General features: G+C 65.5%; 11 protein-coding genes. 5 read left to right on the top strand and 6 right to left on the bottom strand.

All coding sequences use genetic code 11. The features are described from left to right. Positions 1-933 carry a phosphatidate cytidylyltransferase gene (locus ACQKQA_RS07820; protein WP_427555191.1) on the top strand — a complete coding sequence of 311 codons (933 nt, stop codon included), beginning with the start codon at positions 1-3 and terminating at the stop codon, positions 931-933. Positions 934-1,152: 219 nt separating this feature from the next. Next, positions 1,153-2,553, top strand: coding sequence for a dihydrolipoyl dehydrogenase (gene lpdA / locus ACQKQA_RS07815; protein WP_427555189.1), 1,401 nt, complete (start codon positions 1,153-1,155; stop codon positions 2,551-2,553). A gap of 5 nt (positions 2,554-2,558) precedes the next feature. On the opposite strand, the gene ACQKQA_RS07810 is transcribed toward lpdA, so the two are convergent. Next, on the bottom strand, positions 2,559-3,032 hold the full coding sequence (locus tag ACQKQA_RS07810) for an Lrp/AsnC family transcriptional regulator (protein WP_427555187.1): 474 nt from the start codon (positions 3,030-3,032) through the stop codon (positions 2,559-2,561). A gap of 145 nt (positions 3,033-3,177) precedes the next feature. On the opposite strand from ACQKQA_RS07810, the gene ACQKQA_RS07805 reads away from it, so the two are divergent. Beyond that, positions 3,178-3,804, top strand: coding sequence for a LysE family translocator (locus tag ACQKQA_RS07805; protein WP_427555185.1), 627 nt, complete (start codon positions 3,178-3,180; stop codon positions 3,802-3,804). 127 nt (positions 3,805-3,931) lie between these two features. Here the strand turns inward: ACQKQA_RS07805 and ACQKQA_RS07800 are convergent, their stop codons facing one another. From ACQKQA_RS07800 to ACQKQA_RS07780, 5 genes are read right to left on the bottom strand one after another with little or no spacing between them, the layout of a single operon-like run. Further along, on the bottom strand, positions 3,932-4,756 hold the full coding sequence (locus ACQKQA_RS07800; RefSeq protein WP_427555183.1) for a class I SAM-dependent methyltransferase: 825 nt from the start codon (positions 4,754-4,756) through the stop codon (positions 3,932-3,934). After that, on the bottom strand, positions 4,750-5,901 hold the full coding sequence (locus tag ACQKQA_RS07795) for an acyltransferase family protein (protein ID WP_427555181.1): 1,152 nt from the start codon (positions 5,899-5,901) through the stop codon (positions 4,750-4,752). Before ACQKQA_RS07795 ends, ACQKQA_RS07800 begins: the two co-directional genes overlap by 7 nt. Then, positions 5,898-6,770: a methyltransferase domain-containing protein gene (locus tag ACQKQA_RS07790; protein WP_427555180.1), complete on the bottom strand. Its 873-nt coding sequence runs from the start codon at positions 6,768-6,770 to the stop codon at positions 5,898-5,900. The genes ACQKQA_RS07795 and ACQKQA_RS07790 overlap by 4 nt, the downstream gene beginning before the upstream one ends. Further along, positions 6,770-8,074, bottom strand: a complete 1,305-nt coding sequence (locus ACQKQA_RS07785) for a glycosyltransferase (protein ID WP_427555178.1) — start codon at positions 8,072-8,074, stop codon at positions 6,770-6,772. The genes ACQKQA_RS07790 and ACQKQA_RS07785 overlap by 1 nt, the downstream gene beginning before the upstream one ends. After that, positions 8,074-9,669: a glycosyltransferase gene (locus ACQKQA_RS07780; RefSeq protein ID WP_427555176.1), complete on the bottom strand. Its 1,596-nt coding sequence runs from the start codon at positions 9,667-9,669 to the stop codon at positions 8,074-8,076. The genes ACQKQA_RS07785 and ACQKQA_RS07780 overlap by 1 nt, the downstream gene beginning before the upstream one ends. A gap of 428 nt (positions 9,670-10,097) precedes the next feature. On the opposite strand from ACQKQA_RS07780, the gene ACQKQA_RS07775 reads away from it, so the two are divergent. After that, complete coding sequence (locus tag ACQKQA_RS07775) at positions 10,098-11,009, top strand: GDP-mannose 4,6-dehydratase (RefSeq protein WP_427555174.1); 912 nt, start codon at positions 10,098-10,100, stop codon at positions 11,007-11,009. Continuing rightward, on the top strand, positions 11,006-11,977 hold the full coding sequence (gene gmd, locus ACQKQA_RS07770; protein WP_427555172.1) for a GDP-mannose 4,6-dehydratase: 972 nt from the start codon (positions 11,006-11,008) through the stop codon (positions 11,975-11,977). Before ACQKQA_RS07775 ends, gmd begins: the two co-directional genes overlap by 4 nt. Position 11,978 lies beyond the last annotated feature (1 nt).

Here is an 11,978-nt window from a genome sequence, read left to right as displayed (position 1 = left end):
ATGGATAGGCAAACCCTGATGTTGTTCGGCGGGATCGGCGCCGTACTGTTGCTCGCCTCGCTGATCGGCCTGCTGCTGAAACTGCGCACCCGGGGCGCAGAGAACTCGGTGATCGACAACCTCAACGCGCGCATCAACGCCTGGTGGGTGATGGTGCTGGTGATCGGCGTCGCCTTCTGGCTCGGCACCAGCGCGGTGATCCTGCTGTTCTACGCGGTGTCCTTCTATGCCCTGCGCGAGTTCCTGACCCTGATGCCGACCCGGCGCAGCGACTACCCGGCGCTGGTGGCGGCGTTCTACCTGGCCCTGCCCCTGCAGTACCTGCTGATCTATTTCGACTGGTACGGGCTGTTCTCGATCTTCATCCCGGTCTATGTGTTCCTGCTGCTGCCGATCCTCGCGTCCCTGGGCGGCGACAGCACGCACTTCCTGGAGCGCGCCTCCAAGGTCCAGTGGGGCCTGATGATCGCGGTGTTCTGCGTGTCGTTCGTGCCGGCGCTGCTGACCCTGGACATTCCCGGCTACGAAGGGCGCAACCTGCTGCTGATCGCCTACCTGGTGATCGTGGTGCAGATGTCGGACGTGCTGCAGTACGTCTGTGGAAAACTCTTCGGCAAACGCAAGATCGCCCCGCGGCTCTCGCCGTCCAAGACCGTGGAAGGTTTTGTCGGCGGCATCCTGCTGGCCTCGCTGATCGGCGGCGCGCTGTGGTGGATCACCCCGTTCAGCCTCTGGCAGTCGTTCCTGATCGCCCTGCTGATCAACCTGCTGGGCTTCGCCGGCGGCATCGTCATGTCGGCGATCAAGCGCGACCGCGGGGTGAAGGACTGGGGCCACATGATCGAAGGCCACGGCGGCATGCTCGACCGCCTGGACTCAGTGTGTTTCGCCGCGCCGATCTTCTTCCACCTGGTGCGCTACTGGTGGACCTGAACACCCTCCACCCCCTGTAGGAGCGAAGCTTGCTCGCGATAGCGCCAGACCGACCACCGCAATCAATGGCCGCTGCGCGGATCGCGAGCAAGCTTCGCTCCTACACAGGGGCGTGCACTCTCCTGCTTGACCAGTGCTACTTTGCGCGCTCATATTACGGTCATAATTTTTTGTTCGACTTCCTTTGAAATCTTCTTTCCGACAGCAGGAGAACAAGCCATGAGCCGCTACGACGTCGTCATCCTCGGTGGAGGTCCCGGTGGCTACAACGCCGCCATTCGCGCCGGCCAGCTGGGGCTCAAGGCCGCTTGCGTGGAAGGCCGCGACACCCTCGGCGGCACCTGCCTGAACGTCGGCTGCATGCCGTCCAAGGCCCTGCTGCATGCCTCGGAGCTGTACGAGGCGGCCACGGGCAAGGCATTCGCCGAGCTGGGCATCGAGGTCCAGCCCCGCCTCAACCTCGCCCAGATGATGAAGCAGAAGGACGACAGCGTGGCGGGCCTGACCAAAGGCGTCGAGTTCCTGTTGCGCAAGAACAAGGTCGACTGGATCAAGGGCTGGGGCCATATCGACGGCCCGGGCCTGGTCACGGTGACCGACAGCGCCGGGGGCAAGACCCGCTTGCAGGCCAAGGACATCGTGATCGCCACGGGCTCCGAGCCGACGCCGTTGCCCGGGGTGGAGATCGACAACCTGCGCATCCTCGACTCCACCGGCGCGCTGTCCCTCAGCGAAGTGCCCAAGCATCTGGTGGTGATCGGCGCCGGGGTGATCGGCCTGGAGTTGGGCTCGGTGTGGCGGCGCCTGGGCGCCGAAGTGACGGTGATCGAGTACCTCGACCGGATCTGCCCCGGGGTCGACGCCGAGGCTGGCAAGACCCTGCAGCGGGCCCTGGGCAAGCAGGGGATCGCCTTCAGGCTCGGCACCAAGGTCACCCGCGCCAGCAGCTCGGCCGACGGTGTGCAGTTGAGCCTGGAACCGGCGGCGGGCGGCAGCGCGGAGCTGCTGGAAGCCGACTATGTGCTGGTGGCTATCGGGCGCCGGCCTTATACCTCCGGCCTGGGCCTGGAGAATGTCGGCCTGAGCACCGACCCCCGCGGCATGCTCGCCAACCGCCAGCACCGCACCGAGGCGCCCGGAGTCTGGGCGATCGGCGACGTCACCTCCGGGCCGATGCTCGCCCACAAGGCCGAAGACGAGGCCATGGCCTGTATCGAGCAGATCGTCGGCAAGGCCGGCGAGGTCAATTACGCGCTGATCCCCAGCGTGATCTACACCCGGCCGGAGCTGGCCAGCGTCGGCCAGACCGAGGAGCAGCTCAAGGCCGAAGGCCGGGCCTACAAGGTGGGCAAATTCCCTTTCACGGCCAACAGCCGGGCCAAGATCAACCACGAGACCGAAGGTTTCGCCAAGGTCCTGGCGGACGCCCAGACCGATGAAATCCTCGGCGTGCATTTAGTCGGACCGAGCGTCAGCGAAATGATCGGCGAATACTGCGTGGCCATGGAGTTTTCCGCCTCGGCCGAAGACATCGCCCTGACCTGCCACCCCCACCCGACCCGCTCCGAAGCCTTGCGCCAGGCGGCGATGAACGTGGAAGGGATGGCGACGCAGATCTAGACCCTTCAGGTCGGCAGATGCCCCAATGGCAACGGCCCCGGGGTTTTCACCGTGTGGATCGCGAAATTGCTGCGGATATCGCTGACGCCCGGCAGTTTCAACAGGCTGCCAGTCAGGAAGTGGTCATAGGCGCGCAGGTCCGGCACCACCACCTGCAACAGGAAGTCCGACTCGCCGGACACCAGGAACGCCGAAAGCACTTCCGGCAGCGCCGTCACCGCCCGGTGAAAGGCCTCGGAATGCTCGTCCGTATGGCGCTCGACCTTGACCCCGACGAACACCGTCAGCCCCAGGCCGACTTCGTCGCGGTCGAGGTTGGCCTGGTAACCGCGAATCACCCCGGCCTCTTCCAGCATCCGCACCCGGCGCAGGCAGGGCGAGGCGGACAGGCCGATCTCCTCCGCCAGTTGCACATTGCTCAGGCGGCCATCGCGCTGCAGGGCGGCGAGGATCTTGCGGTCGTAAGCGTCCAGTTTCATTTTTGGCATATTCCGATAGCCACTCCAGGTCAAAGAGAAAGATTATGCCAATTTCAGCCCGGATGCGGGCTGACTACGCAAGCACCTGCCCTGCCCTTCGGCCCTAGAATTCCTGCACCGACTCGACAACGAAAGGGGTGGCAAGGTGGCGCAACTCTGGGTGTTTTTCCTGGCTCTGGCGGTGGTTTATCTGCTGCCCGGCCCCGACATGATCCTGCTGCTGCAAACCGGCGCCCGTCAGGGCAAGAACCTGGCGCTGGCCACCGCGGCGGGCCTGGCGCTGGCCCGGGGTTGCCACGTGGCGCTGGCGGCGCTGGGCCTGGCCACCTTGTTCAAGGCGGCGCCCTGGACCTTCGAGGTGGTACGCCTGGGGGGCGCCGCGTACCTGCTGTGGCTCGGCGTGCAGTGCCTGCGCTCGAACCTGCTACCCAGCCTGGAGGGCAATCAGGTGGCCGGCACCCTGCGCTGGCGCGAAGCGGTCCGCCGCGGCCTGCTGACCAACCTGCTCAACCCCAAGGCGCTGTTGTTCTGCTCGGTGCTGCTGCCGCAGTTCGTCGACCCGCAGGCCGGCCCCGTGGCCGCGCAGTTCGCCAGCCTTGGCCTGCTGCTGGTGCTGGTGGGCTTGCTGTTCGACTGCGCCTACGCCCTGGCCGGCGCCAGGATCGGCCGCTGGCTGGCGCACAACCACACCGCCCAGCGGGTCCAGCAATGGCTGTTCGGCAGCCTGCTGATCGGCTTCGCCCTGCGCCTGACCTTCGTCCAGCAAGCCTGAAGCGAGCCCTGTAGCCGCTGCCGCAGGCTGCGTAAGGCCCGCGGGGCCTCAGCGGTGTTGAAACCTGGCGCGTCCTGCGGCCGCGATCGCAGCCTCGCGTTGCTCGGCAGCGGCTACAGGGACGTGCCTAACCTGGCTTGCGGGCGATGATGACCTGGCTCTTGGCAACCACGGCGTCCAGCGCCTGCTTGATCTGCGCGCCGCGCGGCGAGTCGAGGACGGCCCGCCAGGTGTTGGCCCAGTGCTCGAGCAACGGGTGGTCGGGGTTGCTGAAGTCGACCTTGGCTTCCCAGAACAACAGCATCCACAACGACCAGTAGAAGCCGTACTGGCTATGGCTGAGCACCTCCAGCCCGGCATCGCCGACCATCTGCTTGAACTGCTCTTCGCCAATGATGCGGATGTGGTTGGGTTTCTGGAAATACTCGGGGGCGGCGATGTCCTTTTGCAGCGCCTCGGAGCTGGGGTGCGGCACGCTCAACAGGTACAGCGCGCCCGGTTGGCCGACCCGCACCAGCTCGGAGAGAAACTGCGCCGGGTCGTCCACATGCTCGATGACTTCGGTGGACACCACGCGGCTGGCGGTGCCATCGGCAATCGGCAGCGGATTGCAGTCGGTGACATGGCATTCGACGCTGCGGGCCGGGGTATCGCTCAGGCGCTGGCGCGTGGCCTCGACCTTGGCCGCATCGATATCGGCAATGATGATCTTCGCCCCGCGCATCCCGCAGAAATGCACGTTGCCGCCGTCGCCGCAGCCGACGTCGAGCAGGGTGTCCTCGGCCGTCACCGCAAAGCCGGTGAACAACTCGCCGGTTTCCTGGTTGAACCAGCCGCTGAGCGTGGCGTCCTGCAAACCCAGCATGTACGGGTCGACCTTGGCCGGCGGCGGTGCGTCGGGGGTCACGGCCGCGGGAGCGCTCGCCGTGAGTTTTTTCAGAAGGCTCAGCATGAGGTGACTCCAGGGGAAGGAACGGAAGAGCGGGATGTGCCCAGGCGCCGCACCAGCTCGGCCCCTCGGTTGCGCAGGGGCAGCTCGATGCCGCGGTAGTTGAGTTCGCTCAGCGCCAGCAGCAGGCCCACGGCGCCGGCCAGGGCCAGCAGCGGCTGGTCGCTCGGGGTGCTCCCCAGGGGCCCCAGGCGGAACCAGGCTTCGCGGATCAGCAGAAACGCCGGGATATGGATCAGGTAAATCCCGTAGGAACGGCTGCCGACCCAGGCCAGCAGGCTTTTCAACGCGCCGCGGGGCAGCAGGTAGTCGCGGTCGTAGGAAGCGATCCACACCAGCGCCGCGCAGAGCACGGCCAGGACGCCGACCCGGTAGTGGGTGACATTGAACCCATCGGTCGCCAGCCAGCCCATGCCCAGGCAGCCCAGGACCAACAGCAGCGGGCCGAGCCCCGGACGCCCCAGCAGCCTCGGCTCCCAGCGCCGGTAGCTGGCCCGCGCCGTCCACAGCGCCAGCAACACGCCCAGGGCCATGGCATCGGTACGGACGAACATCAACAGCACCGAACGCAAGGTGAACAGTTGCACGACGACCAGTGCCAGCAACACCCAGACCAGATACTTGCGGCACAGCAGCACTAGCAACGGCAGCAGCAGATAGAACTGCTCCTCCAGCGCCAGGCTCCAGTAGACGAAACTGGCGCCGTACTCGTAGTGGAAAAAGCTCTCGGCAAACCGAAAATTGGCAAATTGCAGCACACCGGCCAGGGTCGCCCACAGGTTGGCGTGCAGGCTGCCGAAAGCCCCGGAGCGGTTGAGGAACAGGCTGGCCAGCAGCATCAGCAGCAGCCACAACCACGCCGAGGGCAACAGGCGAAAGGCGCGGCGAATCCAGAAGTCGCGGGTCCGTTGCCAGCACTGCTGGCCGCTGGTGCAGGCGCGCAATTGCGGGATCAGGCTACGGGCGATGACAAAACCGGAAATGGCGAAGAACAGGTCCACGCCCCACCAGAACTGGCCATAGGCCGCGATATCGCCCAGCCAGGCGAGACCGCCGGGAAAGAGATTGCCCTGCAGATGGTGGAACACCACCCCCAGCACGGCGATGCCCCGCAGCAGCTCGATGTCCACGATCCGCTTGTGGTTCAAGACGGCTCAGCCAGCGGTTTGCGGGCGATGATGACCTGGCTCTTCGGCATGAAGCCGTCCAGCACCTGCTTGATCGCCAGCCCGTCGGGTTGCGCCAGCAGCTCTTCCCAGGTTCGCGCCCAGCCTTCCATCAGCGCCGGGTAAGGCGCCTGGATGCGGTCGCGCACCGCGCCCGGCGGCTCCCGTCCGGCGGCCCGTTCGCTGGCCCAGAAAAAGATCATGCCCATGACCCAGAAAAAGCCCGTGGCCTGCCGGTGTTCGATGACCAGCCCGGCATCCTCGAGCATCTGGCCAAAGCCCTCGCGGGAAAAGATCTGCACATGGTTCGGCGCGCGGTAGTAGCCGGGCGGCGCGATGCCCTTCTGCAAATGCTCGCCCACCGGGTCCGGGACGCTGATCAGGTACTGCGCGCCCGGGCGCCCCATGCGCACCAGCTCGGCCAGGAACGGCTCGGGCTGTTCGATGTGTTCCAGCACCTCCATGCACACCACTTTGCTGGCGCAACCCGACGCCAGCGGCAACGGCAGGCTGTTGCTGACCAGCCCCAGGGCCGTGACGTCCGATTGCTCGTCGACCTGCCGGGCCAGGTCGCGCACCTTGTCCCATTCGCTGTCGGTGAAAATCACCGAGGCGCCCTGGCGCATGGCGAACAGGGTCGCCACGCCTTCGCCGCAGCCGACATCGAGCAGGGTGTCCTCGGGGCCGATGGCAAAACCCTTGAGCAGCTCGCCGGTCTCGGAGCGGAACCAGCCATCGAGCATGGCGTCGCGCAAGCCGCAATCCCGGGGGGACACCGGCCTGGGCGGCTCGGCCGGCAACGGCGCGGGCAATGGCGCGCCCCGGCGCAAACGTCGCAGAAACGCCCGCATCACGCCGGCTGCCCGGAGGCGGCAGGCGCCAGGCGCTGCTCCAGCACCTGGCGGAAAAACTCGCCGAGGCGCTGTTCGGCCGTGGCCTGGCTGCAGAAACGCTGCAGGCTTGCGATCGCGTGGTCCGACATCCGCGCATAACGCTCAGGATCCTGCAGGGCGACGTCGTAGCTGGCGCGATAGGCTGCGCACAGCGAATCCCAGTTGGTGATGTAGCGCAGGGTCCGGTAGGCGGCCCGGGGATCGTGGGGCCAGGCGGTCAGTTCATCGGTGGAGTCGACGATGAAGCTGTTGTCCGGGTCGATGTAGTCAGCCATCGCCGTGTTGCACGGCGCTACCGCCGGCTTGCCGCAGGACATGAATTCCATCAGCGGCAGGCACTGCCCTTCGCCGAACGAGGAGTTCACCACGTAGCTGGTGGCCTCCACCAGCCGCTCGTAGTCCGCATCGGCCAGGAAACCGTGGATCAGCACGATGCGGCAGCGATAGGACTGGTTCTTGTAGAGGTGGTGCAGCATGTCGCCCAGGGCGTTGCCGATATCGTGGTGGGTCAGTTTCAGCACCAGCGTGGCGTCTTCGCAGTCGCGGAAGGTGGTGCAGAAGGCACTGATCATGTCCTGCCAGTTCTTGCGCCCGTCGTAGGGGTTGAACACCGAGGTGTAGATCACCCCGTCGAGCTCCAGCTGGCAATCCCGGGGCGGGGCGTCGAACGCCACCGGCGTGCCTTCGCGCAGCGCGTCGGGGCCGTAGGGGCGCAGGTCCAGGGTCCGACTGTCGAGCAACAGGCCGCGCAGGTTGAGGGTCACCCGGGACGCCCGCGCCTGCTTGCCCAGTTGTTGCCCACGGTGGGCGAACCGATCCCAGACCGGGGCGGGAATGGCACAGATCGGATAGTCCTCGCCCATTGCGTCGCGCACCGCCTGCACAGTGAAACTGGAGTGGGTGATCGCCGCCCCCGAAGCCCCCAGGACCCGCCGCCAATCGTGGCGCGGCTCGCCCTGCCAGCTTTCGGTGGGGATGGTGCTGAACTCCCAGGCGAACACCGGGATGGTCGGGCAGGCGTAATGCTCGGCCGTGCGATGGGGCGGCGAGAACGACAGGAAAATACAGTCCTCGCCCCGGCTCCGGCAGTCGAAATACAGGCGGTCCACCAGCTCGTCGGGGTGGCTGACTTCCAGTACCTGGCCCAGGCGCTCCAGCACCGGCCGGAACTCCTTGAGCACGAAGTAGTAGCTGTACTCGGGGCGGCCCAGGTTCTGCCGGATGTTGCTCTTGTTGGTTTCCGAATGGATGAGGATCAGCATCAGGCGTTACCCGCGACAGCCAGGGAAGAGGCGCCGCCGGCCTCGGTCGACGGGGCCTGCGCGAGGAAGTCCCGCAGGCGCCCCTGTACGTTGGCGAAGCTGCTGTACTCCTGCATGCGCCGGGCCGCGGCCCGGGACATCGCCTGGTACCCCTCGGGGTTTTCCCTGGCCAGGCGGTAGCTGTCCTGGTAGGCGGTCTTCAGCGAGCCCCAGTCCGGGCGGTGACGCAGGGTACGGAACAGGATGCGCGAGTCCTGGGGCCAGATCGCCGGCTCCTGGCTGGACTTGACGACGAAAGCCACCTCGTCGTCGAGGTAATCCTCCATGGCCGTGTGCAGCGGCGCGATCACCGGCTTGCCGCAGGCCATGAACTCCATCAGCGGCAGGCACAGGCCCTCGCAACGCGAGGCGTTGACGTAGAAACTCGCCGCGCCGTACAGCCGGGCGAACCGCTCGTCGTCCAGGTAACCGTGCAGGGCCACGACCCGGCAGCTGAAGGGCGCCAGCTGCGAGAGCAGGGTCAGGATCTCGACGTAGTAGGTCGACAGGTCGTTCTGGGTCATCTTCAACACCAGGGTGGCGTCTTCGGTGTCGCGCATCGCCCAGCAGAACGCGGTAATCAGTTGATGCCAGTTCTTGCGCCCGTCGTCGGGGTTGAACACGCTGACATAGACCACGCCATCGACCTGGCACTCCACCTGCTGGTCGGTGGCCGGGAGGCTGGCCTGGGGGTGTTCCGGCTCCGTCGCGGGCACAGGCTCCGGCAGCGCAACAGGCGGACGCCTCTTGGCCATCAGCGCCTGCAGGCGTTCGGGGACCAGGTCCCGCAGCCCCTCGCGATAGCATTCGCGGACATAGTGCTTGCTGATGAACAGCGGCCGGCGCCATTCGCCGCCGCTCAGCGCCCTGAGCCACTCGCGCAGATAGTGCTTGGCGATGAACAAGCGGCGCCTGACGGTCAGCGGCGGCGCTTCGGCGCTCTGGATTTCCACGGGCGGCGCAGGGGCTGGCTCCTCCAGCAGCACCGGCGCAATCAGGCCGTCGGCGGACAGCCCCAGTACCCGGCTGTCGATGATGCAGCCCTTGATCTGCAGGGTGCTGCCGGCGTTGACCGGAACATTGGGGTATTGCCCGCGAACAGCGTCGAAGCGCTCCCACAGCGGAGTGGGCAGCACCAGCACCGGAAAGTCCTCGCCCAGCACCCGGCGCACCGCCCGGGCCGTATGGCTGGACAGGGTGATCACCCGGCCATGGCGGCCCAGGGTACGGCTCCAGTCCTGATGCGGGTCGTTGTCCCAGTGCTCGTCGGGGATCGAATCGAACTCCCAGGCCACCACGCACAGGGTCGGGCAGTCCAGGTCGAGCGGGGTTTTCTGGGGTGGGGTGAACGAAAGGAACAGGCAGTCTTCGCCCTTGAGCCGCAGCTCGTGATACAGCCGGTCGACCTCGCCGGGCGCCTGCACCACATGCACGCGCCCAAGGCTTTCCAGCACCGGGCGATAGGCCTTGAGGACGAAGTAGTAGCTGTATTCGGGACGCCCGAGGCTCTGACTGATGGAGCCGTCGTTAACATCCGAGTAAAGAATGAAATTCATGGCATCTCACGATGAAGCTGCCATCCTGGCACCCTCACACAATGACGGTAGAGCCATGGCCACACCCAGCCGGAGGGCGTGCGTCCATCGTTCTCATGCCCGTCTACGTTCTTGTTCTAATGGTCAGTTTTTGCCGGCTCGAAGGCAGCCGTTTCTGATCGTTTGGGTCGAGACGAGGGGCATTCTAAACACATCCTTTGAAGATTCGGGAACCTCTCGACCAGATATTTCCTAAGCTAAAAAACGAGAACTTACCGGTCACGGTAGGACTTGTTGAAATTCAAACGCGATTGGCACAGATTGAGCGCCAAACAACTACAACAAACTTCGTCAATAGGAAAGTTCTTGGCATATAGCCGAGTTTTCGCACTTTTCACACGATTAGTGTGTCGAGATATTGCCGAAGTCTCCTTTCAAGAGGCTGCAGCTTGAAGAAGCGTCTGTTTGTAACGGGCCTGAGTGGATTCGTGGGACGTCATCTGCGATCTCGCTTGAGCGCTGCCGATTCAGGGTGGGAACTGCTGCCGGCCTCCCCCTTCGACCTGACCGAACCGCAAAGCCTGCAAGACCTGTGGCCCGAGTTGCCGGATGCGGTGATTCACCTGGCCGGCCAGACCTTCGTCCCCGAAGCCTTCCGCGATCCCGCCAGGACCTTGCAGGTCAACCTGCTGGGCACCCTCAACCTGTTGCAGGCCCTGAAGGCCCGCGGCTTCAACGGCACCTTCCTGTACATCAGCTCCGGCGACGTCTACGGCCAGGTCGACGAAAGCGCCCTGCCCATCGACGAGCACCAGCCGCCCTGCCCGCGTAATCCCTATGCGGTGAGCAAAGTCGCGGCCGAACTGCTGTGCCTGCAATGGGGCATGAGCGAAGGCTGGCCGGTGATGGTGGCCAGGCCGTTCAACCATATCGGTACCGGACAGCTGGACAGCTTCGCCGTGGCCAGCGCGGCACGGCAGATCGCCAGGATCAAGCTTGGCCTGCAGGCACCCCGGCTGGAAGTGGGCGATATCGACGTCACCCGCGACTTCCTCGATGTCGCCGACGTGGTGAACGCCTACCTGGCGCTGCTGCGCAGCGGCGCCCCGGGCCAGGTCTACAACATCTGCTCCGGCCAGGAGCACAGCATTCGCAGCCTGATCCAACAGCTGGCCGATATCGCCCAGGTCGACATGCAACTGGTGCAAGACCCCGCCCGTCTGCGACGGGCAGAACAGCGGCGAGTCCGCGGCAGCCATGCCAGGCTGCGACAGGTCACCGGATGGACGCCTGAAACCACACTGGAACAATCCCTGCGGGCGATCCTGTCCGACTGGGAGTCACGGGTACGACAAGAATGACAAAAAGTGCACTGATCACGGGGATTACCGGGCAAGACGGCGCGTATCTGGCCAAGTTGCTGCTGGACAAGGGCTATCAGGTCCACGGGCTGGTGGCACGGCGCAGCAGCGACTCGCGCTGGCGCCTGCGCGAAATGGGGATCGAGGGCGAGATCCGCTACCTGGACGGGGACATGGCCGACGCCTGCTCCGTGCAGCGGGCCGTGATCAAGGCCGCCCCCGACGAGGTCTACAACCTGGCGGCGCAAAGCTTTGTCGCCGCCTCCTGGGACCAGCCGGTGACCACCGGCATCGTCGACGGGCTGGGGGTCACCCATCTGCTCGAGGCAATCCGCCAGTTCAGCCCGCAGACCCGCTTCTACCAGGCCTCCACCAGTGAAATGTTCGGCCTGATCCAGGCCGAGCAACAGGACGAGAACACCCCGTTCTACCCGCGCAGCCCCTACGGCGTGGCCAAGCTCTACGGGCACTGGATCACCGTGAACTATCGCGAGAGCTTCGGCCTGCACGCCAGCAGCGGCATCCTGTTCAACCACGAATCGCCCCTGCGCGGCATCGAGTTCGTGACCCGCAAGGTCACCGACGCCGCCGCCCGGATCAAACAGGGCAAGCAGCAGGAACTGCGCCTGGGCAACATCGACGCCAAGCGCGACTGGGGCTTCGCCGGTGACTATGTCGAAGCCATGTGGCTGATGCTGCAACAGAGCAAGGCCGATGACTTCGTGGTCGCCACCGGGGTGACCACCACCGTGCGCGAGATGTGCCGGATCGCTTTCGAACACGTCGGCCTGAACTACCGTGACTACGTGAAGATCGATCCGGCGTTCTTCCGCCCCGCGGAAGTCGACGTGCTGCTGGGTAACCCGGCCAAGGCCCAGCGGGTGCTCGGCTGGAAACCCAGGACCGATCTGGAAACCCTGATCCGCATGATGATGGATGCGGATATGAAACGTGTCGCCAAGGAGTGAG

The organism is Pseudomonas sp. NPDC089530 (genome assembly GCF_050280705.1).
In the GTDB taxonomy this organism is placed as follows: Bacteria; Pseudomonadota; Gammaproteobacteria; order Pseudomonadales; family Pseudomonadaceae; genus Aquipseudomonas.
This window is presented reverse-complemented; position numbering and strand designations above follow the sequence as displayed.

What these genes read in the sequence shown, in the direction of transcription:
- lpdA (WP_427555189.1), top strand. Translation starts at nt 1,153, where the DNA reads ATGAGCCGCTACGACGTCGTCATCCTCGGTGGAGGTCCCGGTGGCTAC.
- ACQKQA_RS07810 (WP_427555187.1), bottom strand. Translation starts at nt 3,032, where the DNA reads ATGAAACTGGACGCTTACGACCGCAAGATCCTCGCCGCCCTGCAGCGC.
- ACQKQA_RS07780 (WP_427555176.1), bottom strand. Translation starts at nt 9,669, where the DNA reads ATGAATTTCATTCTTTACTCGGATGTTAACGACGGCTCCATCAGTCAG.
- ACQKQA_RS07820 (WP_427555191.1), top strand. Translation starts at nt 1, where the DNA reads ATGGATAGGCAAACCCTGATGTTGTTCGGCGGGATCGGCGCCGTACTG.
- gmd (WP_427555172.1), top strand. Translation starts at nt 11,006, where the DNA reads ATGACAAAAAGTGCACTGATCACGGGGATTACCGGGCAAGACGGCGCG.
- ACQKQA_RS07785 (WP_427555178.1), bottom strand. Translation starts at nt 8,074, where the DNA reads ATGCTGATCCTCATCCATTCGGAAACCAACAAGAGCAACATCCGGCAG.
- ACQKQA_RS07800 (WP_427555183.1), bottom strand. Translation starts at nt 4,756, where the DNA reads ATGCTGAGCCTTCTGAAAAAACTCACGGCGAGCGCTCCCGCGGCCGTG.
- ACQKQA_RS07790 (WP_427555180.1), bottom strand. Translation starts at nt 6,770, where the DNA reads ATGCGGGCGTTTCTGCGACGTTTGCGCCGGGGCGCGCCATTGCCCGCG.